Raw genomic sequence first — 21,400 nt, 5'->3', positions numbered from 1 at the left:
ACCTCGCTCCTGCCTAATCCCCACTGCCTGATCCCTACTGCCTGATCCCTACTGCCTAGCCTCATTTTCGGGGTTACATCTCCCAAAACTCTTCCCTATAAGGCCCTCCTAGCCTGATACCAGAATCGCAAGCACAACCGGCCGGGTCTTCCCGTCCCGGTTTTTCGTGCAAGCCGCTCGCCGAACGGAACTCACAACGATGCCAAGACGCACCGACATCAAGTCGATCCTGATCATCGGGGCCGGCCCCATCGTCATCGGCCAGGCCTGCGAGTTCGATTATTCCGGCACACAGGCCTGCAAGGCGCTGAAGGAGGAGGGCTTTCGCGTCATCCTGGTCAATTCCAACCCGGCCACCATCATGACCGACCCGGAACTGGCCGACGCCACCTATATCGAGCCGATCACGCCTGAAGTCGTCGCCAAGATCATCGCCAAGGAGCGGCCCGACGCGCTGCTGCCGACCATGGGCGGCCAGACCGCGCTCAATACTGCTCTGTCGCTGCGCCGCATGGGCGTGCTCGAACGCTACAATGTCGAGATGATCGGCGCCGACGCCACGGCGATCGACAAGGCTGAGGACCGGGCGCTGTTTCGCGAGGCGATGAAGAAGATCGGCCTGGAAACGCCGAAGTCGATGCTTGCCAATGCCACCGATGTCAAGAACGCCGACCGCAAGACGCACGAGGCCGAGCGCGCCGCCGTAAAGGCCGAGGCGCCTGCCGACCTCGATGCCGCGCTCGACGCGCTGGAAACCCGCTGGAATCTCGGCGAAGGCGACCGCAAGCAGCGCTACATCAGCCATGGCATGGCGATCGCCGCCCAGGCGCTCGACCATGTCGGCCTGCCCGCCATCATCCGCCCGTCCTTCACCATGGGTGGCACAGGCGGCGGCATCGCCTACAACCGCGCCGAATTCTACGACATCGTCCAGTCCGGGCTCGACGCTTCGCCGACCACCGAAGTGCTGATCGAGGAAAGCGTGCTCGGCTGGAAGGAGTATGAGATGGAGGTCGTCCGCGACAAGGCGGACAATTGCATCATCGTCTGCTCGATCGAGAACATCGACCCGATGGGCGTACACACCGGTGACTCGATCACCGTCGCCCCCGCGCTGACCTTGACCGACAAGGAATACCAGATGATGCGCAACGCCTCGATCGCGGTGCTGCGCGAGATCGGCGTCGAGACCGGCGGCTCCAACGTGCAGTTCGCCGTCAACCCGGCCGACGGTCGGCTGGTCGTCATCGAGATGAACCCGCGCGTCTCGCGCAGTTCCGCCTTGGCTTCGAAGGCGACCGGCTTCCCCATCGCCAAGATCGCGGCCAAGCTCGCCGTCGGCTACACGCTGGACGAGCTGGAGAACGACATCACCGGCGGCGCCACGCCCGCCTCCTTCGAGCCAAGCATCGATTACGTCGTCACCAAGATCCCGCGTTTTGCCTTCGAGAAATTCCCCGGCGCCGAGCCGGTGCTGACCACCGCCATGAAGTCGGTCGGCGAAGTCATGGCCATCGGCCGCACCTTCCAGGAATCGCTGCAGAAGGCTTTGCGTGGACTGGAAACCGGCCTTACCGGCCTCGACGAGATCGAAATCCCCGGCCTCGGCCACGGTGCCGTGGCTGCCAACCACGCCGACGACCGCAACGCCATCCGCGCCGCGCTCGGCACGCCGACGCCCGACCGGCTGCGCATGGTGGCGCAGGCGATCCGCATGGGCACCTCGCTGGAAGACGTGCACGCAATGTGCAAGATCGACCCGTGGTTCCTCGAACAGATCGCCGGCATCGTTTCCATGGAAGCCCGCATCCGCGAGCATGGCATACCGCAAGACGCCGTCAATCTGCGCATGCTGAAGGCGATGGGCTTCTCCGATGCCCGCCTCGCCTCGCTGACGAAGTCCGACGCCGAAGTGATTCAAAGGATTCGTGAAAAGCTCGACGTTCATCCGGTTTATAAGCGCATCGACACGTGCGCGGCCGAGTTCGCCTCGCCCACCGCCTACATGTACTCGACCTATGAAGTGCCCTTCGCCGGCGCGCTGGCCAATGAAGCGCAAGTGTCATCGCGAAAAAAAGTCGTCATCCTCGGCGGCGGTCCCAATCGCATCGGCCAGGGCATCGAGTTCGACTATTGCTGCTGCCATGCCGCCTTCGCACTGCGCGACGCCGGCTATGAAGCGATCATGATCAACTGCAATCCCGAGACAGTGTCGACCGACTACGACACGTCGGACCGGCTCTACTTCGAGCCGTTGACGGCCGAGGACGTGCTGGAGATCCTGCGCGCCGAACAGGCCTCGGGCGAACTGGTCGGCGTCATCGTCCAGTTCGGCGGCCAGACGCCGCTGAAGCTGGCCGATGCGCTGGAGAAGGCCGGCATCCCGATCCTCGGCACGTCACCCGACATGATCGATCTCGCCGAAGACCGCGACCGCTTCCAGAAGCTGCTTCACAAGCTCAACCTCAGCCAGCCGAAGAACGGCATCGCCTATTCTGTCGAGCAGGCCCGCCTTGTGGCCGGCGAACTCGGCTTCCCGCTGGTGGTGCGCCCGTCCTATGTGCTCGGCGGCCGCGCCATGCAGATCATCCATGACGAGGGCATGCTGCAGAGCTACCTGCTCGACACCGTGCCCGGCCTGGTGCCGGAGGACATCAAGCAGAAATACCCCAACGACAAGACCGGCCAGATCAACACGCTGCTGGGCAAGAACCCGCTTCTGTTCGACACCTATCTCTCGGGCGCCATCGAAGTCGATGTCGACTGCCTCTGCGACGGCACGTCGACCTTCGTCTCAGGCATTCTGGAGCACATCGAGGAGGCCGGCATCCACTCCGGCGACAGCGCTTGTTCGCTGCCGGTGCATTCGCTGCCTTCCGATCTGGTCGACGAGCTGGAGCGCCAGACGGCGGCGCTTGCCCGCGCGCTCAACGTCGGCGGCCTGATGAACGTGCAGTATGCGATCAAGGACGGCACGGTCTATGTGCTGGAGGTCAACCCGCGGGCGTCACGCACCGTGCCCTTCGTTGCCAAGACCATCGGCCGTCCCATCGCCAAGATCGCCGCCCGCATCATGGCCGGCGAAAAACTGGAAGACGCCTTCGCCCATTACGGCGCCATGCCCGACCCGCGCAACCCCGGCCACATCGCGGTCAAGGAAGCCGTCTTCCCCTTCGCCCGCTTCCCCGGCGTCGACATATTGCTCGGCCCGGAAATGCGCTCGACCGGCGAGGTCATGGGCCTCGACCGCGACTTTGCGCTCGCCTTCGCCAAGAGCCAGTTAGGGGCCGGCGTCGACCTGCCACGTTCCGGCACGCTGTTCGTCTCGGTGCGCGACGAGGACAAGGCCGGCATCCTGCCGGCGGTCAAGCGCCTCGCCGGCCAGGGTTTCAAGGTGCTCGCAACATCCGGCACCGCCCGCTTCCTCGCCGAAAACGGCGTCGACGCACAGAAGATCAACAAGGTGCTCGAGGGCCGCCCCCACATCGAAGACGCCATCCGCAACCGCCAGGTCCAGATCGTCTTCAACACGACCGACGGCCAGAAGGCGGTCTCGGACTCGAAGTCACTGCGCCGGGCAACGCTGATGCAGAAGGTGCCGTATTACACGACGCTGTCGGGCGCGGCCGCGGTGGCGGAGGCGATTGCGGCGCTGAAGGCGGGGAGCCTCGAGGTGAGGCCGCTGCAGGAGTATTTTGCTTAGGCGATTAGCTCTCTTCTCCCCGCTTAACGGGGAGAAGGTGCCGGCAGGCGGATGAGGGGCAGCGCCGCAACGGTCGCCTCTAACCTGGTCTAGCTGGTTCGCCGTCGCGCAACTCACGGCGCAGTCGTTTCCATTTGCTACCGAACCGAGTGGCCGCGTCCGACTGCGCTGCGATCTGCTCTGCAATTTCGAAGCTCAGCGAAGCCAGCACTTGGCTAGCGGCGGCAAATGCCCTTAGCGGTTCCTTACCCGGATTTATATCTAGTCGAATTCCATCAAGGTTTCTGAAGACGATGCCCCTGAGATCGTCCAACGATGCATGAGACCCTTTAATTGGAAACCAGACTCCGAAGTCGTGACTGTAATTGATACGATTCCGAATTGTCGAAAGCCAGTTTCCTGCAGCTCCGCCGTAGGCCTTGGTGATCTTTGTGATATCTTCAATCTTGGACACAATTAATGCCGCATCAACATATCTACCTCGAATAGATTCAGCCTCTATCTCTTGCAAAAATCCAGAAAATACTCTCCAGAAGCCGTCGTGGGCGCCGCCAGTGTCTGAAAGTTTCTGCAGAAAAACATTAATTGTCAAATCTGTATTCTGAATTGTTCTGACATGATAAGTCCCTGTCCCAACGAGGAATCCGGGCGCCATAAATATTGAAACAAGCTCAGACAGGCGCTTTGCTTGCCCATGCTCTATACGAATGACCCCCTCCCCTACCACTCGCATAGCTGCATGGGCACCAAAGAACGCAGAGTAATATAATTTTAGAAAAGGCCACGCGAGCAGATTGTGAGAGTTAGACTCCTCTTTATATACAGAAAAACTCTCCCAACACGACAACGCGAATCTTTCGTAGTCAAACATAAAATAAGGTAAAATCTCAGTAATCGTTATGTTCTTTAGAAGTATCCTGGAGTCAGTGCTCTGATCATCTATGTAGAAACTTCCACCTTCAATCCACGATCGAATACCATCAGCTCGAGAGACATACTCCCCGATGCGCGGCAATGATCTCCTAACTATGGCTGACGAGAGCCCCATGTCTATAGTGTAAGCTTGCTGCGTAGTCTTTTTTCAAAATAATCTCTCAAAGCCACCCAGCTGGTTCCGGGTACATCCAGCTTATTCTTTGGCATGCCAGCAAAAATACCGCTCACGATCTCGAAAAAATTCGCCTCCGAGTAGTCGCCACTGAACCTGTCTAGTACCCTTTGCGCTATTGAAGGAAATAGCCCCATTAATGCTCTGAACACAACGGGTTTGGCCACCACTTGCGAATCCCACTTCGGGCCGACGCATCTTCTGACGGCACTCAGATAATTATTCAAAATGCCGTAAATATCGGAAATATCCCTTCCGGAAAAAATCTCCAGAAGCGGCTTCACCGCCGAATTAAACGTAACCCTGGTAATTTTACTCTTGGCACTTTCATACGGCGCCATCATGCCGGCAAGAGAACTTCTCATATCGGAATTGAACGAATCGAACACCTCGCGAAGAATCCCCTCGCTTTCATCTTCAATGTCTGCGAGCTGCTTTATGTCGAGCAAAAGCTGAGCTGGAACTGGGCGCTGCTTAGTGTTTATGTCAATAAACAAACGAGATTCGTCCCGACGCGACAACCCATTGTAGACGACTACAGGTACTCGCAATTGGGTTGAGGCCTTGGAAAACCCATAGACGCGGTGCTGACCGTCTAGGATTAGAAATGCGCCGGGCGTATCCGAAAACTCAAGGGTTTTACCTCTGCCGATAACCTTTAGGTTTGCGGCAGGCTGCGCAGATAAGACGATTGAGTTTGGTATCGTTCCCATACCAGTGTCGATATAATTGGCAATCTCCAGGGCTCGCTTCTCATCCAGTACACGCTGAAAACCATGCTTCGGGTCTTCTTTTCTGGAGCTAACGACGCAAGTACGCGCCAGAACATTTGACGGCATCGTCAACGTATAGAAAGAGTGTCTCCCTTGGCGCACTAGGCTCACGCTGAAGCGTAGACGCTCATTTTCGGACGCCGAAGAAGCGTCAACGTTCTCGCTTTCTGCCATAGTGGAATCCCCCTAATTTCGATTAATTGCACAATCGTGTTGGTTTGCGAAGACAGGGCTGCTTGAATTGCTACCTTCGTCGTTGTCGGTCTCGATATTGGCGCCGACCCATTTGCTGGGTGGAACAGCAGCAGCCTTGCCGACACTTCTGCTACTAGTGTCGTTCACTCACGCCACCGCCACACACTCGATCTCGATATCAAACTCCATCGGCCATGACGCCACCGGCACGAAACTCCGCGCCGGCGGATTGACGCTGAAGTACTTCGCATAGACCCGGTTGATGGCGTTGTAGAAGCCGGAATTGACGGCGTAGATGCGCACCATCACCACGTTGTCCAGCGAGGTGCCGGCCGCTTCCAGGCAGTGCTTCAGCGCCTTCAGCGACGCCTCGGTCTGGGTTTCGATGTCGCCGCGCACCATCTCGCCGGTCACCATGTCCACCGGCGGCGTCGCCGAAATGAACACGAAGCCATTGGCCCTTACCGCCGTCGAGCAGGGCAGCCCGAGCGCCCGGACCTTGGCCGACATGACGGGCACTTCGATGATTTCTTTTTTCATGGTGATGCTCCCTTTGTTTGCCAAGCTGGCGCCAAGGCCCCCTCACCCAGCCTCCGCTTCGCTCGGCTGACCGTTCCGGGGCGAGCCACGTGTCTCGCCCGTCCTTCAGACCCCCGAGGGGAGAGGAGACTGCGAGCGCCAGCACGTCCCTCTTCTCTCCAGCGGGGAGAGGGTGGCCGCGAAGCGGTCGGATGAGGGGGCCTGCGCCACCTTTGATCGTGAGGAGCTTATCCCCCCGCCCAGCGAACGCCAGCACCGGACCATAGTCCAGCCGTCACCCCTGCCCCGGATAGGGCATGCCGTCCTTGTGCAGGAACCTGCCATCCGAACTCGGGCTCATCATGTCGATGTCCGAGCAAGTGATGAGATCATCCGGATTGCGCGAGCCGACTTCGAGATAGCGCGCCGTTGTGGACGAGCGGTTGATCATGTGGTGGCCGTTGCCGCTGTTCTTGGCAAAGGTCGCGCAATCGCCGGCCTTGAGCAGCGTCTCGCCGCCATCCTCGACCAGCACCAGTTCGCCTTCCAGCACATAGACGAGCTCGTCCTCATGGCTGTGCCAGTGACGCTGGCTCGACCAGCCGCCTGATGGCAATGTCATCAGGTTGACGCCGAAATCGGTGAGGCCGCCGGCATCGCCGAGGCGGTGGCGTGTGCGCTCGGCGCAAGGGGCGTCGAAGGGTGCGGGGTAGCCGGAGCCCTTGCGGACAGGCACGCTGGACAGGTCGATCTTGGGCATGGGAGCTCCATTGAATTGGTGGCGGCAATGTATGTCACTGCCGGCGCAGCCACAGAGCCACTTGCCGCAATGCCTTGCCAACGGCAGGCATCGCCGTCGCACTCTACGGCGCCCCTCTGTCCTGCCGGACATCTCCCCCACAAGGAGGGAGATTGGCTGTCGCCTCAGCCTTCGCCAATTTTCACCGTCGCAAGAAAAGCACGGCGCCGACGCTGCTGATCTCCCCACTCGTGGGGGAGATGTCCGGCAGGACAGAGGGGGGCGCCGTAGAATGCTATTGCTGGCCAGTCACCAGTCCTCAACCCTGATGCGCCGCCGCGAGTTCCTTCACGTGCTTCTCGTGCATCTGCAGCGTCGGCAGCGTCTTCTTGGCGAATTCCTTCATCGCCGGGTCGTCGCCCGAGTTGGCATAGCTGCTGAAAAGGGCTACGGCCTCCTTGTGCGCGTCCGTCTGCATCTGGATGTACTTGGCGTCAAAATCCTTGCCGCTTGCGCTCTTCAACTCGTCGAGCATTGCCTGCTCCTTCGGCTGCAGGGCCGGCCCCGCGGCTTCGGTCGAACCGGTGGTCTGGCCCTGGCTCACCGCCGCCTTGAACTCCTTTCCGGCTTTGGTGTGGTCCTTGACCATCTGCTTGGCGAATTTCCTGACGTCAGCCGCCTTGGATTTCTCCTCGGCGAGCTTGCTCGACTGGATTTCGAATTCGTTGGAGCTGGGCACGGTCTTGACGAAGGTTGGGGTATCGACCTTGCTGGCGGCCATGGCAGGCGCGACCGCAGTCGAGTTGGCCGCAAAGGCGGCAGGGGCACCGGCGAGCAAGGCGACGGCGGCAATGGTGAGAAGCGTTTTCATCTGAGGTCTCCGATTTGAAAATTTCCCTCGGCTAATCAAACGCGGCATTGGCGGCAGGGTTGCGTCCGGAGAACTATTCGTCAGCGATCATCTGCCGAAGGGCCGTCCCGCGCCTCTGGCGGACAGCACGCCTCGCCATATGCAGCTGTTCGTTCCAGTTCGGCCGACCCTCAGACGGAAATCCATTGGTTGCACATGATCTCGCAGTGCCGATGGCGCGCTGATCCTGGTCCCAATGGACGGCGCTGCATTTGGAACCGGTTGCTTTTCCCGCATTGCGTCTGCAGGCTAGTGCTTCCGGAGCTGGGGAGACACATGCAAGAGGATGAAGAGATCGATCTGCGATGCCCGCAAGTGGTGGCCGACAACGCCGCCAAGGGGTTGAGGCTGCGCAAGCAGTTCGGCCGGGGCGGCACCGAGATCGGCGTGGCGCGGGCGACGGAACTCAAGAACCGCCAAAAGCTGGCGCCCTCGACCATCCGCCGCATGGTCAGCTATTTCGCCCGCCACGAGGTCGACAAGCGCGGCAAGAATTACGGCAATGAAGACAATCCATCGGCCGGCCATATCGCCTGGCTGCTGTGGGGCGGCGACGAGGGCCGCGCCTGGGCGATTGAGCTCAAAAAGAAGATCGGCAATGCGCCCGATATCTGAGGGCGACCGCAAAACGACTGGCGGGCCCCAAACCCCCGCCTGGGACCCGCCAAGGAGCGGCTGAACACATGCCGGTGCAGCCCCTCCACATCTGCCAGTCGTCGATCCGCCATCGGTCGAAAGGCATGGATGGTGAGGTAGCATCCGGTTGCGGCGGCCAATGTGAAGCAGTTCACAATCCGGAGGTTTTCAACAGCGCTCGAGCAATTCCAGGAAAAGTCGGAACTGGTTTTCCCGGGAAATGCGCGTAGCGTTTTCCCCAGGGAATTGCGGCAAGAAAAAAGCCCTTACCCTTCCCAGGCGACAGGCACCATTCCCAGCCGCTCGTAGAGCCTGAGCGCGGCGGCGTTCTCGACCGTGTTGGTCTTGAGGTCGACATGGGCCGCGCCTCGATCCCGAAAGGCGTTGAAAGCCTGCCACATCAGCGCTTCGCCAATGCCTTTGCCGCGCGCTTCGGGATGGACCGCGAGGTCCTTGACGAAGGCCCTCGTCCAGCACAGCGCTGCCGCCGCCAGCCGTCCCTTGGCGTCGATGACGATGAAACACAGCGCCGGGTCGAATTCGGCATCGCTGGATATGCGCGGCCACCATTCGTCGAACGGGCCGTCAGTGCCGTCGTCGAACACCTCGGTCAAAAGCGCGTGCAGGGGCTGCGCGTCACCATGTTCGAAGCAGCGCATGGCAAAGCCGTCCGGCCAGTGCGGCGCAACGAGCGTCTCGTCGAGGATCTTGCGCAGCCGGATGTCGTTTGGAGCCGGCGGGCGCGGTTCAGGCATCGCGCTCAGGCGTCGGGCTGCAGCCGGCGGCGCTTGCGGTCGACACCGAGGCCGGTGGCCTCGAGCAGGCCTTTGCGCTTGGCGTCGAAATAATAGCCGGTCTGGTAGAGCCAATCGGCCTTCTTGGCGTTGCCACCCGCCACCAGCCAGGCGCCACGCAGATATTTGACCGCGTATTTCAGATTGGTTTCGGCGTCGAACAAGCCCTTGGCCGGCCCGTCATAGCCCATTCCGCGCGCCGTCGCGTGCTTGATCTGCATCAGCCCCCAATGGCCGTTATTGTAAGCCTTGGGATTGTAGGTGCTTTCGCGGTTGACGACGTGGCGCACCAGATCGACCGGCACCTCGTAGAGAGCAGCGTATTTCTGGATCAGCCGGTCGACGTCGCCGCGCATGCCGGTCGCATGCTCTTCGTCCGGGAGACCGAGCGGCGCGGCGGGAAACTGGCCCAGGGAAGCCGGATTCTGCGGCACGACATAGGCTACCTGCTGCACGCCGGGCATGGCGTTCTGGCCGCCCTTGGCGGTCGCCGGCATGACAAGGCCGGCGGTCTTATATTGCGCCGCGACCGGCTGTCCAGCGTTGGCGGGCGCAGGCGCCTGCCAAGTATTGGCGGCCAAGACCGCGGGCACGGCCGGGGCCGTGGGCGTCGCGCCGGCAAAGGCCGCCGTCGCGGCAACCGGCTGCGCAGCGGCATCGAGCGCTGGCGTGGCCGGCGTCGCTTCGGCCGACTGAACGGGTGTTAGGCCCGAGGATTGCGGTAGCACCGAAACCGTATCGGGCAGCGGCAAGGTGAAGCCGGCATCGCTGCCGGCGGCGGTCGCGGTTTCGGTCAGCGCAGGCGTGGCCTTCATTTGCGAGGTCGATTGGCAGCCGCTGAGGGCAGCTGCGCCGACGATCACAGAGATCGCGATAAGGTTGAACTTTGCTGGCAAGCCGCGCGGGTCCGATTTGTCGGTTGTTAAGAAGTCCTTACACCAGCGATTCCTGGTGGGCAATCGGGACCATCTGGTGGTTTTCGGGTGGCGAGAGCCGGGATCAGATGCCATATTGTTCTGCATATGTACCGGTTGGTATCCCGGTTTTCGCCGCTTTGCGGAAAGGAGCGCATCATGGAAACGGCATCTTCGATCACAGCCGGCCACGCAGTGTTAGAAACAGTGATCGGCTTCATGGGCATCGCCTGGAGCGAAAAGGGCCTGATCCGGCTCTGCCTGCCCGAAAGGAGCCGCGAAGCAGTGGAGCGCCGGCTGATGCGGCATGCCGGTGTTGCCGCCAATACCACTGCGAACACTGGGCAGCCGCAATGGGTGGTCGAGCTGATCGCCTCGATCAAGGCGTATGCCACAGGCGAGGACGTCGATTTCTCCGGCGTGCCGGTCGATCTCGACGGCGTCGACGACTTCCGTCTCGCCATCTACGACGCGGCGCGGAAACTGCATTGCGGCGAAACCACCACCTATGGCGAACTGGCCAAGCGCGCCGGCCAAGCCGGCCTGCCGCGCGAAACCGGGGCAGCGCTGGGCGCCAACCCGGTGCCGCTGGTCATCCCCTGCCATCGGATTCTAGCCGCGGGCGGCAAGATCGGCGGCTTCTCGGCGCCCGGCGGCTCGGCCACCAAGGAAAAGATGCTGGCCATGGAAGGCGTGCGCGTCGGCCCGCCGCCGGCGGCGCAGGTCTCGTTCGGGTTCTAAGAGCTTGAATGGGTATGCCGGCTGGGTATGTTGAGATTCAGGCCAGGCCGCACCGAGAACTATGGTCTTCGAGAACCGGAGCGGAGCGTACTTAATCTACGTGGGCGCCGGAAGCGCAGAAGACCATCGTTCGCAGGCCGGCCTCACCTGAATATCAATATGCCCTAATGACGGCGCAGGAAGCGGCGATGAAAATGGTCGTTCTCGATCCGCTTGCAGAGATAGACCGGGCAGGATTCGGTGTCGGCGCTCGGCACATAGGCGCGCTTCCTGACCTCGCCGACATTGCAGAATTGCTGGCTCTGCACATAGCGGTCGAAGAGCGGCAGCCCCGGCACGCGCCTGGACTGATAGCGCAGGATGACCGCGCCCTGGCGGGCGATCGTGCCTTGCACCCTGTCGCAGCTCATACGAGTGGGGTCGTAGCGCGAGATCGCCTGCGCCTCGGCGGCCGCCAGCGTCAGGCAGGCGGCAAGCAGAATGGTTTTCACAACCGTTTTCATGACAGTCTCCCAAAACCGGACTAACGCCGTCGGGCGTCCCGGTCTTCCCGATTGCTCGACGCTTTCATGCGATTGGGGCGCCCTTTGGGCGGCGCCACCGCAACGCCATTTTTCGAGCCATCTTGTTTTTGGTGCGAAACCCGCCTATATCAGCTCCATTGATATTTCGGCCGATCGATCCGGGCCTCGCGATCTTCGCGTTTGCTGACGTCTATCTCCAAAATCTCGATACAAACCGGCTGAACCTCGGTTCGGTCAAACCAAAGCAAATGCGAGGACTATTCATATGGCAACTGGTACGGTCAAGTGGTTCAATGCCACCAAGGGCTTCGGCTTCATTCAGCCTGATTCGGGCGGTGCGGACGTTTTCGTTCACATCTCCGCTGTCGAGCGCGCTGGACTGTCGACCCTGGTCGAAGGCCAGAAAATCAACTTCGAGATCGAGCAGGACCGCCGCACAGGCAAGTCGTCCGCTGGTTCTCTGAGCAAGGCAGCCTGATTTTGCGATAGCGCGCGCCGGACGAGAGTTCGGGGCGCGCGGCAAGTCACGGATGTACTGACGGTCGCGCGAGAAGCGCGCTGGAGCGGAAAGACCCGACAAGCTGGATCAGCAGATAGCTGCCGGCCCGGACTTAAAGCTCCGATCAGGCTACCGAAAATGGGAAGGCGGGATTTATCCCGCCTTTTTGTTTGTCTGGAATTGGACGATGGCCATGCTAGTTTCGCCCCATGACCAAGCTCGAACAGATTGAAAGATCCATCGCAGCCCTGAACACCAAAGAACTAAAGGCCTTTACCAAATGGTTCGCAGCGTATCGGGCAGAGGTGTGGGAGATGCAGATCGAGGCGGACGCCAAGGCTGGCCGGCTGGATAAGTTTGCCGAGCAGGCTTTGGCTGAACTTCACGCGGGCCGAGTTCGCCCTCTTTGAATGCGCGCTACGGCCGAAGGCCGCAAGCCCAACCGGGCATCGCGCCCGTTGGCGTCCCGTCCGGAACGAGCCGCGAAGCGGCGGCAAGCGCGAGTACAAATCAGCGCCGCAGATGCAGCGGCACCACCTTGTTGTCGGCGCCAAGCAGCGCCTCGATCGACAGCGGCTCCCGGTTGAAGATCGTGCCGGCCAGCGCCGGGCGGCCGAGATGGAACCCCTGTAGCAGGTCGACGCCGCCATCCAGCGCGACGCGCAGATGCACGGATTGCTCGATGCCTTCGACCAGCACCTTGGCGCCGCGATCGTGCAGCGACGAGACGAGCGGCCGGAAGAAGCGCTCGGCGGCAGCGTGGCGGCAGAATTCGGCGAACCAGCCGCCGTCGATCTTCACAATATCCGGTTGAAGCAGGCTCATCCGCTCCGCGGTCGAGTGGCCGGTGCCGAAATCGTCGATGGCGATGCGGATGCCGTGGCGCCGCATCTCGCGCACCAGCGGGGCCAGCACATTATCGTCGGCCGCCTGTTCGGTGATCTCGCAGACCAGCATGGCGGCATGCAGGTCGAGATCGCCGAGATGCCGCGTCATCAGCCGGATCTCGGCCAGCGCCCGCCCGAGATGATCGTTGATCATCGGGTTGTAATTGAAGAACAGGTCGAGCCCGTCGACGCCGATGTTGCGGAAGTTTTTCAGATGCAGCATCCGGCACATCGTCTCGACAAACAGGCGGTCGCCCGGCGCAACACTGTCGAAGAACATGGCCGGTGCAACCGGCATGGAAGCGCGCTGCGGTTCGATCAGCGCCTCGACGGCAACCGCGGCCAACGCGCCACCGCGTGGCGCAAAGATCGGCTGGTAGGCGCTCTTCAGCCGGAACGCGCCATAGACGCCATATTCGATGCCGACCTCGTCGGCAAAGATCGCTTCGCCGATATCGCGACGCCTCTCGCGCTGCCCGGTCATGGCCCGGTCCTGCGCCCGAACACCCTGCCCGGCCGCGCCGGAGGCGCTGCAGTCGGGCCGGCAGGCGTCTTGCCAGGCTCGGCCGCCGCGACAGACGGCTGCGTATCCTTGCCGAAAGCGCGAAAGCTGGTCGGCGCCAGTTCCGGCTTCGCCAGCACGAAGCCCTGCACCATCGATGCGCCGGATTTCTCGGCCAATTCAAGCTGCCAGCCTTCCTCGATGCCTTCGAACACGGTGCGGATGCCCTGTAGTTCGAAGTTCGTCACCATGGCAGTCAGCAGGGCAAAGCCGGCCCCCGATTCCATGAGTTGCGTGATCCAGTGCGCATCGAATTTGACGATGTCGGGCTTGAGCTCCTTGATGCGGTTGATGTCGGATTCATCGGCGCCGTAATCGTCGACAGCGATGCGAAAGCCATTGGCCCGCAGCGCCTCGACAAAGCTGTAGAGCGTTTCCTGCGACGCCGACTTCTGCTCGGTCACCTCGCACACGATGCGGCGCGGATCGATCCCGGCTTCGTGCAGCACCAGCCGCATGTCGCGCAGCGCGTTATCGGCGATGGAGCGCTCGGTAAACACCGACGGATCGAAATTGACGAAGATCGAAGCTTCTTGCGGCAGGCAGGCGCCGGCGTTGAGCAAATGCAGCGTGCGCGTCAGCGCCTCGATGTGCAGGCGGTCGCCGGCCGGACAGGTGCGGAAGAAGTTCATTGGCGATTGCGGCTCGCCGTCACGAAACGGCCGGATCAGCCCCTCGAACGCTGCGATCGAGAGCTTGCTCTCCTTGAAGGCGAAGATCGGCTGAAAGGCGCTCTGCAGCGTGTAGGGACCCCAGACACCTGAAACGGTGCCGTCATCGTGACGGATGATGTGGGCAAGCCCGGTGCTGCGCGACAAGGGTCCCTCGCTCCGCGAGACAGGCGAAATGGCTGGCGATCCTGCCGTCAAAGGTTTTAGCGGCCGTTGATGAATTTAGTCTTGCTGGGGATAGGCGTCGATTGCAGAGCCCGCAACGCAGAGTGAAACCGTCATGCACGCGCTCCAAAAAGGCATCTTCACAGGTCCTTGAGCCCTGGCTCATCCGACAATGCTTGCACTTGCCGGGTCGATGCGACATGAGAAGCGCCGCAGCTGTTTGCGGTTGCGCCGACCCCTCTGGAGATATCTGGTCATGGCCTTTCTTGCCGACGCCCTTGCCCGCGTAAAGCCTTCCGCCACCATCGCGGTGACGCAGAAAGCCCGCGAGCTGAAAAATGCCGGCCGCGACATTATCGGCCTCGGCGCTGGCGAACCGGATTTCGACACGCCCGACAACATCAAGAATGCGGCGATCGAGGCGATCCGCCGCGGCGAGACCAAGTACCCGCCGGTTTCGGGCATCGCGCCGCTGCGCGAGGCGATCGCGAAAAAATTCAAGCGCGAGAACAATCTCGACTACAAGCCCGAGCAGACCATTGTCGGCACCGGCGGCAAGCAGATCCTGTTCAACGCCTTCATGGCGACGCTGAACCCAGGCGACGAGGTCATCATCCCCCGCCCCTATTGGGTCAGCTATCCCGAAATGGTGGCGATCTGCGGCGGCACCTCGGTGTTCGCCGATACTTCGATCGACAATGGTTTCAAGCTCACTCCCGCCGTGCTGGAAAAGGCGATCACGCCGAAGACCAAATGGCTGTTGATGAACTCGCCGTCGAACCCGTCCGGCGCCGCATACACGGAAGCCGAGCTGCGCGCGCTGGCCGACGTGCTCTTGAAGCATCCGCATGTCTGGACACTGACCGACGACATGTACGAACACCTGACCTATGGCGACTTCGTCTTCAGGACGATCGCCGAGGTCGAGCCGAAACTCTACGAGCGCACGCTGACCATGAACGGCGTCTCGAAAGCCTACGCCATGACCGGCTGGCGCATCGGCTATGCCGCGGGTCCCGTCCAGCTGATCAAGGCGATGGACATGATCCAGGGCCAGCAGACCTCGGGCGCCTGCACCATCGCGCAATGGGCCTCGGTCGAGGCGCTCAACGGCCCGCAGGATTTCGTCGCCAGGAACAAGGCGATCTTTCAGGGCCGTCGCGACCTCGTCGTGTCGATGCTCAACCAGGCGCGCGGCATAACCTGCCCGTCGCCGGAAGGCGCTTTCTACGTCTATCCGTCCTGTGCCCAGCTGATCGGCAAGAGGACCAAGGCCGGCAAGGTCATCGACACAGACGAGACCTTCTGCTCGGAACTGCTCGAGGCCGAGGGTGTCGCGGTGGTGTTCGGCTCGGCCTTCGGCCTCGGCCCCAACTTCCGGATCTCCTACGCCACGTCGGAGAGCCTGCTGGAGGAAGCCTGCACCCGCATCCAGCGGTTCACGGCATCGCTGACCTGAACTGGCGGCACCGAGACATGAAACCCGGCTTCGAGCCGGGTTTTTGTCAGGAGCAGACCTCAGCCGCCATACTGCTCGCTGGTGACCGCTTCCATCCAATCTGCGTGGACGCCGTCCAGCGCTTCCTGCATGGCGACGTGGGTCATTGTCGTCTTTGGACCCGCGCCGTGCCAGTGCTTCTCGCCCGGCTCGAACGAGATCACGTCGCCCGCCTTGATCTCCTGGATCGGCCCGCCCCATGTCTGCGCAAGGCCGGCGCCCGACGTGACATAGAGCGTTTGGCCGAGCGGATGCGTGTGCCAGTGGGTACGCGCGCCAGGCTCGAAGCTGACCAGCGTGGCCCGCAGCCGTGCCGGCGCTTCCTTCTCGATGATGGGCGTCTGCAGCACGCGGCCAGTGAAATACTTCTCCGGTGCGATGATGGTCGGCACGCTGCCGCAGGCAATGATCTTCATCTCTGGTGACCCCTGAGTTCAGTAGAACCTACCCTGCCCCGGTGCTCGCTACCACCCCAGCCGGGGCCAGAACAGGCCGGCACGTACGCGATAGTCCGCGTAGGCTCCGGCCAGCGGCGTGCGCGAAAATTTCTTCTCTTCGTCCAGCGCCGCAAACACATAGAGGATAGCGATTCCGGCGACCGGCACCGCCGCCCAGATCGACCAGGTCGCGATCCCCCACCCGATCCAGAAGACGATGTAGGACGTATAGAAGGGGTGGCGGACATGGCCGTAGGGGCCGTCGGTCAGCAGGCTGTGCGGATCGTCGGGTGCGAAGGCGAAGCGCAATCGCGCCTTGCGCGACGTGACAATCGCCCACCAGAACAGGGCAGAGCTCGCCAGTTCGACGGCAAGTCCGGTGAGCTTTGCCGAACCCGGCTGCGATTGGATCCAAAGGATGGCGAGAAAGAACAGCGCCGTGGCGATGACCGCCGCCGAAATCACCATGGCGCCTGGAGACATCGCCTGCGATTGGAAATGCGCCCGCATCGACCAGACATACTGGCAAAGCGTCGCGATGCTGCAGATCGAGACAAGAAGATCGAGGACTGGTTCCATTGTCGGGATTCCGCGGGTGGTTGCCATGGAGCCGAAGGTTCGTGCCGGCTATCTCTTTAGAAATCGTTTCTTAACCACATGTTTAAAGAACATATAGAGCCAGCGATGCGATGTTGGCGGTCAGGCAAATCTCAAGGTCTAATCCAGCATGAGCATCACTCACCGCACCATCCGCACGCCGCAGGCCGACTTGCGCCTCAGCCAGTCGTCTGGGTCCGGCATGCCCATCGTCATGATCCATGGCTCGGGCAGTTCGCGCGCCGTGTTTGCCCGTCAGTTCGACAGCCCGCTTGCCGATGACCATCGGCTGATCGCCTTCGACCTTCCCGGCCATGGCGAGTCCTCCGATGCCCGCGACCCGGCGACCGCCTATACGATTACAGGCCTTGCCCAGACCTCAGCCCGGCTTCTCGACGCTTTGGGCATCGGCCACGCGATCATCTTCGGCTGGTCGCTCGGCGGCCATGTGGCGGTCGAACTTGCCAGCTTCCACCATGCGGTGAACGGCCTGGTGCTGACCGGAGCGCCGCCGGTGTCGAGGGGGCCGTTCGGTATGCTGCGCGGCTTTCACGCAAACTGGGACATGCTGCTGGCCTCCAAGAAGGTCTACTCCGAACGCGACATCGAGCGCTTCGAGGCGCTTTGCTTCGGCGATACCGCCAGTCCGTCTTTCCGCGAAGCCATAAGGCGCACCGACGGCAGGCTTCGCGCCGGCGTGGCGCGCAGCATGTTTGCCGGCAAGGGCGCCGACCAGAAACAGGTGGTCGAGCACGCCCCGTTCCCGGTTGCGGTGATCAATGGCGAGCATGATCCGCTGGTGCGGCTGAGTTACTTCGAGACGGTGGCCTATGGCTCGCTGTGGGAACAATGCCATGTCATATCAGGCGCCGGCCATGCACCGTTCTGGGAACGCCCAGACCTGTTCAACCCGTTGCTGTCGCGCTACGCCGAGATGGTGGTGAAGCAGAGTGCAGCCGCCACGCCCACGCGCCGCACCCAGGCAAGCTGAAATCGCCGGACGGTTCTGATCCCGGGGTCTTGCCTCGGCCGCCTGACGGCGCACCGGATTCCTATTTTCCTTGCCCTGCCGGCTAACCCGTGGGACGATGGGCTTGGGCAGGTGGCTAAGAGAAACAACCCCGCCCCGCGACGGTCGAACAGGCCGGCCGCCGCTCACGACAGGGTGCGATCGGCGCAAAACCGTTTCCACTTTTGCTGATCGCACTCCAAGGGCAACGCCTGAGTGGAGGTCAGCCATGGGTACTCGCGCCGGAGGACGACGCACGGGACCGAAATGCATTGCCATAGTCGGTCCCTTTGCAAGCGGTAAGACGACACTTCTCGAAGCCATCCTCGCCCGTACGGGCGCCATCCCCCGCCAAAATCCCGTTTCATCGGGAAGCACCGTTTCCGATCATTCGCCCGAGGCGCGGGCGCACGCCATGAGCGTCGAGGCGACCTTTGCCACCACCGAATTCATGGGCGAGCAGATCACCTTCGTCGACTGTCCCGGATCGATCGAATTCTCCTTCGAGGCCGAGCCGGTGCTGGCAGCCTGCGATCTCGCGGTGGTCGTCGCCGAGGCCGACGAGAAGAAGATCCCAGCCTTGCAGCTCATCATGCGCAAGCTCGACGATCTCGGCGTGCCGCGCATCCTGTTCCTCAACAAGGTCGACAAGGCAATCGCCGGCGTACGCGATACGCTGAAGATGCTGCAGCCGACGAGCGCGGCGCCGCTGTTGCTGCGCCAGATTCCGCTGCGCAAGGACAATGTGGTGATCGGTTCGATCGACCTGGCGCTGGAGCGCGCCTACATCTACCGCGAATATGCCGAAAGCCAGGTTGCCGAAATTCCAACTGACGACAAGGCGCGCGAACTGGAGGCTCGCTTCTCCATGCTGGAGACGCTTGCCGACCATGACGACCAGTTGATGGAGCAGTTACTGGAGGAGATCGAGCCGCCGAAAGACGCGGTCTTCGACGATCTGTCCGCCGACCTGCGCGCCGGCGCCATAACGCCGGTGCTGATCGGCACCGCCGAAAAAGGCAACGGCGTGCTGCGCCTTTTGAAGGCGATCCGCCATGATGCACCGGATGTCGAGGCGACGCGCAAACGGCTCGGCGTCCCCGACGGCAATCACACCGTGGTCCAGGTGATGAAGACCATCCACACCGCGCATGGCGGCAAGCTGTCCGTGTCGCGCGTACTCTCCGGCCAGATCGCCGATGCAGCCGAACTCTATTTGTCGAATGGCGAGACGGCGAAGGTCTCCGGCATCTACAAGATGCTCGGAAAGGACCAGTCCAAGCTCACCGCTGCCAAGGCCGGCGACACGGTGGCGTTGGGCAAGCTGGACGAGGTCAAGACCGGCCAGACGTTGAGCTCCACGAAGGGCGGTATCAAGCCGCTGGTCACGCTGACGCCGCCGCAGCCGGTCTTTGCCTTTGCCCTGCGGCCGAAGGAGCGCAAGGACGAGGTCAAGATGTCGGCGGCCATCCAGCGCCTGGCCGAGGAAGATCCCTCGCTCACCTTGCGCCACAACCAGGACTCGGCCGAGACCGTGCTGTCCGGCCATGGCGAGATGCATCTGCGGGTCGTGCGCGAGCGGCTGGAAGGCAAGAATCAGATTCCGGTCGAAGGCCATGCGCCTGCCGTCCCCTATCGCGAGACGATCCGAAAGACGGTGCAGCAGCGCGGCCGCCACAAGAAGCAGTCCGGCGGTCATGGCCAGTTCGGCGATGTGGTGATCGAGATCAAGCCGCTGCCGCGCGGCTCCGGCTTTCAGTTCTCGGACACCATCACCGGTGGCGTCGTGCCCAAGACCTACATCCAGTCGGTCGAAACCGGCGTGCGCGATTATCTGAAATCCGGCCCGCTCGGCTTCCCTGTGGTCGATGTCGCCGTCAACCTCTCCGACGGCTCCTACCACGCCGTCGATTCCTCCGACATGGCTTTCCAGATGGCGGCCAAGCTGGCCATGAAGGAAGGCATGGCGGCCTGCTCGCCGGTGCTGCTCGAGCCGGTCATGAAGGTCGAGATCGTCACGCCGTCCGAAGCCACTTCGAAGATCATCGCGCTGATCCCGCAACGGCGCGGCCAGATCCTTGGCTACGACGCGCGGCCTGACTGGCCGGGATGGGATGTCGTGGAGGCGACCATGCCGCAGGCCGAGATCGGCGACCTGATCATCGAACTGCGCTCGGCGACCTCCGGCGTCGCCAGCTATCGTTGCGCCTTCGATCACATGGCCGAGCTGACCGGACGGTTGGCCGACGAGGCGATGAACGCCAACGGCAAGGCTGCCTGACAGGCCAAAGGATGATCCGCACAAAAAACGGCGCCCGGATGACCCGGACGCCGCTCTTATTGCGGACCGTCTTCTTGGGAGGAAAACGGCAGGTCCGCCGCACGTATCCGCCGCGCCATACGGCACTGGCAGACGAATAGGTTCGGACGCGGTAGCCGCCTGAGCCCGGATCTTCCGAGTGATGCCCCCATCTCCCGGTCGAACCACACCGCGTCCTATGATCTGCTTAAACGATGAATCGCGCCTGCGGCATGTTACCTGAGGTTACATGTCACTGTTACGCGGCGATTTTGCTCGATTTTTCGCTGGCTACGGCAGGCCCGGAAACAAAAAAGCCGGATCAATGAAGATCCGGCTGAGTTTGATTGGAAGTGCCTGTTAAGGCTAACCTCCAGAGGGGAACACTCGAGGGCGCTAATGGGAGGAGAACGCGCCCGGGAGATGATCTATATATGTGCTGTTCATGCCCAAGAAACAAGCATCTATTTTGCAACACACGCATGCAAAAAGGTACAGGCTGTGGTCTAACCCATGTCTAGGGGCCATAGGACCACGAAAAGTTGCCAAATGAATGGCGCGACCGTGCTGTTGCCTTCGCAGAACCGCAAGTCGGGCTGATTCTCGCGCTCGCGGGCAAAAAGCCGAATGACGTTGAATCGGGCAACAGGCGTTTATTTTTGCGGCAGCGGGATGGGAAGGGTCGGCCGGAAGAAGGGAGACCTGACATGCGGACACCCCAGGCGATCGCCGGCAGCGCGGTCTTCTTCATCGCCGCACCTTGTGTCGTCGCCGGGCTGGTGCCCTGGCTGCTCACGGACCGCTACCGTCTGCCGCTGTCGACGGTGCCCGGCTTCGTGCCGGCCGGCTCCATCCTGATTGTCGCGGCCATCGCCCTGCTCGTCCATTCCTTTGCCCGCTTCGCGCTCGAAGGCCTGGGCACGCCGGCGCCTGTAGCACCCACCGAGAGACTGGTGATCGGCGGCGTGTACCGCCATGTCCGCAACCCGATGTATGTCGCAGTACTGTCGATCATCCTGGGCCAGGCGTTGCTGTTTTCAAGCTGGAGCGTCGCTGCCTATGCCGCCATCGGCGCGATCGTCATGGGCTCTTTCGTCAGGTTCTATGAGGAGCCGACTCTCGCCCGCCGCTACGGCGGCGAATACGAGACCTACCGCCGCAATGTTCCCGGCTGGCTGCCACGGCTGACGCCTTGGCGGGGGTGACCAGCACCTCCCAAG

Annotated in this window: 21 protein-coding genes; 9 read left to right on the top strand and 12 right to left on the bottom strand. The window is 61.9% G+C overall.

The genetic code is table 11. The features are described from left to right. The first annotated feature begins 199 nt into the window (after positions 1-199). On the top strand, positions 200-3,703 hold the full coding sequence (gene carB, locus X771_RS141110) for a carbamoyl-phosphate synthase large subunit (protein WP_023689737.1): 3,504 nt from the start codon (positions 200-202) through the stop codon (positions 3,701-3,703). 79 nt (positions 3,704-3,782) lie between these two features. Here the strand turns inward: carB and X771_RS0134870 are convergent, their stop codons facing one another. From X771_RS0134870 to X771_RS141130, 5 genes are all read right to left on the bottom strand, one after another. Beyond that, on the bottom strand, positions 3,783-4,718 hold the full coding sequence (locus tag X771_RS0134870; protein ID WP_198025857.1) for a hypothetical protein: 936 nt from the start codon (positions 4,716-4,718) through the stop codon (positions 3,783-3,785). Between the two features lie 35 nt (positions 4,719-4,753). Further along, positions 4,754-5,758 (bottom strand): DGQHR domain-containing protein, encoded by a 1,005-nt coding sequence (locus X771_RS141115; RefSeq protein WP_050587481.1) that lies wholly within the window; start codon positions 5,756-5,758, stop codon positions 4,754-4,756. A 168-nt stretch (positions 5,759-5,926) separates the two neighbouring features. After that, positions 5,927-6,319: a RidA family protein gene (locus X771_RS141120; protein WP_023689735.1), complete on the bottom strand. Its 393-nt coding sequence runs from the start codon at positions 6,317-6,319 to the stop codon at positions 5,927-5,929. 274 nt (positions 6,320-6,593) lie between these two features. Next, positions 6,594-7,058: a cupin domain-containing protein gene (locus X771_RS141125; protein ID WP_023689734.1), complete on the bottom strand. Its 465-nt coding sequence runs from the start codon at positions 7,056-7,058 to the stop codon at positions 6,594-6,596. A 298-nt stretch (positions 7,059-7,356) separates the two neighbouring features. After that, entirely contained in the window at positions 7,357-7,908 is a 552-nt protein-coding gene (locus X771_RS141130) for a DUF4142 domain-containing protein (protein ID WP_023689733.1), read from the bottom strand. Between the two features lie 315 nt (positions 7,909-8,223). Here X771_RS141130 and X771_RS141135 point away from each other — a divergent pair, with 315 nt between their 5' ends. Further along, complete coding sequence (locus X771_RS141135) at positions 8,224-8,562, top strand: hypothetical protein (RefSeq protein WP_023689732.1); 339 nt, start codon at positions 8,224-8,226, stop codon at positions 8,560-8,562. Positions 8,563-8,849: 287 nt separating this feature from the next. On the opposite strand, the gene X771_RS141140 is transcribed toward X771_RS141135, so the two are convergent. Together X771_RS141140 and X771_RS141145 are read right to left on the bottom strand one after the other, a co-directional pair. Further along, positions 8,850-9,338, bottom strand: coding sequence for a GNAT family N-acetyltransferase (locus X771_RS141140; protein ID WP_023689731.1), 489 nt, complete (start codon positions 9,336-9,338; stop codon positions 8,850-8,852). A gap of 5 nt (positions 9,339-9,343) precedes the next feature. Next, entirely contained in the window at positions 9,344-10,273 is a 930-nt protein-coding gene (locus X771_RS141145; protein WP_023689730.1) for a lytic transglycosylase domain-containing protein, read from the bottom strand. Between the two features lie 177 nt (positions 10,274-10,450). On the opposite strand from X771_RS141145, the gene X771_RS141150 reads away from it, so the two are divergent. Further along, positions 10,451-11,032 carry a methylated-DNA--[protein]-cysteine S-methyltransferase gene (locus X771_RS141150; RefSeq protein WP_023689729.1) on the top strand — a complete coding sequence of 194 codons (582 nt, stop codon included), beginning with the start codon at positions 10,451-10,453 and terminating at the stop codon, positions 11,030-11,032. Between the two features lie 164 nt (positions 11,033-11,196). Here the strand turns inward: X771_RS141150 and X771_RS141155 are convergent, their stop codons facing one another. After that, positions 11,197-11,523 (bottom strand): hypothetical protein, encoded by a 327-nt coding sequence (locus tag X771_RS141155; protein WP_023689728.1) that lies wholly within the window; start codon positions 11,521-11,523, stop codon positions 11,197-11,199. A 298-nt stretch (positions 11,524-11,821) separates the two neighbouring features. Here X771_RS141155 and X771_RS141160 point away from each other — a divergent pair, with 298 nt between their 5' ends. Continuing rightward, a complete protein-coding gene (locus X771_RS141160) occupies positions 11,822-12,034 on the top strand; it encodes a cold-shock protein (RefSeq protein ID WP_015316174.1) in 213 nt (70 codons plus the stop codon). Between the two features lie 230 nt (positions 12,035-12,264). After that, a complete protein-coding gene (locus X771_RS141165) occupies positions 12,265-12,465 on the top strand; it encodes a hypothetical protein (protein WP_023689727.1) in 201 nt (66 codons plus the stop codon). A gap of 100 nt (positions 12,466-12,565) precedes the next feature. Here X771_RS141165 and X771_RS141170 read toward each other — a convergent pair whose 3' ends face one another. Together X771_RS141170 and X771_RS141175 are read right to left on the bottom strand one after the other, a co-directional pair. Next, complete coding sequence (locus tag X771_RS141170) at positions 12,566-13,426, bottom strand: EAL domain-containing protein (protein WP_023689726.1); 861 nt, start codon at positions 13,424-13,426, stop codon at positions 12,566-12,568. After that, on the bottom strand, positions 13,423-14,322 hold the full coding sequence (locus X771_RS141175; RefSeq protein WP_023689725.1) for an EAL domain-containing protein: 900 nt from the start codon (positions 14,320-14,322) through the stop codon (positions 13,423-13,425). Before X771_RS141175 ends, X771_RS141170 begins: the two co-directional genes overlap by 4 nt. A 274-nt stretch (positions 14,323-14,596) precedes the next feature. Here X771_RS141175 and X771_RS141180 point away from each other — a divergent pair, with 274 nt between their 5' ends. Continuing rightward, positions 14,597-15,799 carry a pyridoxal phosphate-dependent aminotransferase gene (locus X771_RS141180; protein WP_023689724.1) on the top strand — a complete coding sequence of 401 codons (1,203 nt, stop codon included), beginning with the start codon at positions 14,597-14,599 and terminating at the stop codon, positions 15,797-15,799. Positions 15,800-15,858: 59 nt separating this feature from the next. Here the strand turns inward: X771_RS141180 and X771_RS141185 are convergent, their stop codons facing one another. Together X771_RS141185 and X771_RS141190 are read right to left on the bottom strand one after the other, a co-directional pair. Continuing rightward, positions 15,859-16,254: a cupin domain-containing protein gene (locus tag X771_RS141185; protein ID WP_023683764.1), complete on the bottom strand. Its 396-nt coding sequence runs from the start codon at positions 16,252-16,254 to the stop codon at positions 15,859-15,861. A 48-nt stretch (positions 16,255-16,302) separates the two neighbouring features. After that, positions 16,303-16,854, bottom strand: a complete 552-nt coding sequence (locus tag X771_RS141190; protein ID WP_023689723.1) for an isoprenylcysteine carboxylmethyltransferase family protein — start codon at positions 16,852-16,854, stop codon at positions 16,303-16,305. Positions 16,855-17,002: 148 nt separating this feature from the next. Here X771_RS141190 and X771_RS141195 point away from each other — a divergent pair, with 148 nt between their 5' ends. The 3 genes from X771_RS141195 (at position 17,003) to X771_RS141205 (ending at position 21,385) form a co-directional block, all read left to right on the top strand. After that, positions 17,003-17,863: an alpha/beta hydrolase gene (locus X771_RS141195; protein WP_023689722.1), complete on the top strand. Its 861-nt coding sequence runs from the start codon at positions 17,003-17,005 to the stop codon at positions 17,861-17,863. Positions 17,864-18,110: 247 nt separating this feature from the next. Further along, the gene (locus X771_RS141200; protein WP_023683761.1) at positions 18,111-20,162 is read left to right on the top strand and encodes an elongation factor G; all 2,052 of its coding nucleotides are present in this window, start codon (positions 18,111-18,113) and stop codon (positions 20,160-20,162) included. 725 nt (positions 20,163-20,887) lie between these two features. Beyond that, a complete protein-coding gene (locus X771_RS141205) occupies positions 20,888-21,385 on the top strand; it encodes an isoprenylcysteine carboxylmethyltransferase family protein (RefSeq protein WP_023689721.1) in 498 nt (165 codons plus the stop codon). The last annotated feature ends 15 nt before the right edge of the window (positions 21,386-21,400 follow it).

Source organism: Mesorhizobium sp. LSJC269B00 (assembly GCF_000502815.1).
In the GTDB taxonomy this organism is placed as follows: Bacteria; Pseudomonadota; Alphaproteobacteria; order Rhizobiales; family Rhizobiaceae; genus Mesorhizobium.
This window is presented reverse-complemented; position numbering and strand designations above follow the sequence as displayed.

Excerpts from the sequence above, each read along its gene's own strand:
- carB (WP_023689737.1), top strand. The coding sequence starts at position 200 with ATGCCAAGACGCACCGACATCAAGTCGATCCTGATCATCGGGGCCGGC.
- X771_RS141115 (WP_050587481.1), bottom strand. The coding sequence starts at position 5,758 with ATGGCAGAAAGCGAGAACGTTGACGCTTCTTCGGCGTCCGAAAATGAG.
- X771_RS141120 (WP_023689735.1), bottom strand. The coding sequence starts at position 6,319 with ATGAAAAAAGAAATCATCGAAGTGCCCGTCATGTCGGCCAAGGTCCGG.
- X771_RS141125 (WP_023689734.1), bottom strand. The coding sequence starts at position 7,058 with ATGCCCAAGATCGACCTGTCCAGCGTGCCTGTCCGCAAGGGCTCCGGC.
- X771_RS141130 (WP_023689733.1), bottom strand. The coding sequence starts at position 7,908 with ATGAAAACGCTTCTCACCATTGCCGCCGTCGCCTTGCTCGCCGGTGCC.
- X771_RS141135 (WP_023689732.1), top strand. The coding sequence starts at position 8,224 with ATGCAAGAGGATGAAGAGATCGATCTGCGATGCCCGCAAGTGGTGGCC.
- X771_RS141140 (WP_023689731.1), bottom strand. The coding sequence starts at position 9,338 with ATGCCTGAACCGCGCCCGCCGGCTCCAAACGACATCCGGCTGCGCAAG.
- X771_RS141150 (WP_023689729.1), top strand. The coding sequence starts at position 10,451 with ATGGAAACGGCATCTTCGATCACAGCCGGCCACGCAGTGTTAGAAACA.
- X771_RS141160 (WP_015316174.1), top strand. The coding sequence starts at position 11,822 with ATGGCAACTGGTACGGTCAAGTGGTTCAATGCCACCAAGGGCTTCGGC.
- X771_RS141165 (WP_023689727.1), top strand. The coding sequence starts at position 12,265 with ATGACCAAGCTCGAACAGATTGAAAGATCCATCGCAGCCCTGAACACC.
- X771_RS141170 (WP_023689726.1), bottom strand. The coding sequence starts at position 13,426 with ATGACCGGGCAGCGCGAGAGGCGTCGCGATATCGGCGAAGCGATCTTT.
- X771_RS141180 (WP_023689724.1), top strand. The coding sequence starts at position 14,597 with ATGGCCTTTCTTGCCGACGCCCTTGCCCGCGTAAAGCCTTCCGCCACC.
- X771_RS141185 (WP_023683764.1), bottom strand. The coding sequence starts at position 16,254 with ATGAAGATCATTGCCTGCGGCAGCGTGCCGACCATCATCGCACCGGAG.
- X771_RS141190 (WP_023689723.1), bottom strand. The coding sequence starts at position 16,854 with ATGGAACCAGTCCTCGATCTTCTTGTCTCGATCTGCAGCATCGCGACG.
- X771_RS141195 (WP_023689722.1), top strand. The coding sequence starts at position 17,003 with ATGAGCATCACTCACCGCACCATCCGCACGCCGCAGGCCGACTTGCGC.
- X771_RS141200 (WP_023683761.1), top strand. The coding sequence starts at position 18,111 with ATGGGTACTCGCGCCGGAGGACGACGCACGGGACCGAAATGCATTGCC.
- X771_RS141205 (WP_023689721.1), top strand. The coding sequence starts at position 20,888 with ATGCGGACACCCCAGGCGATCGCCGGCAGCGCGGTCTTCTTCATCGCC.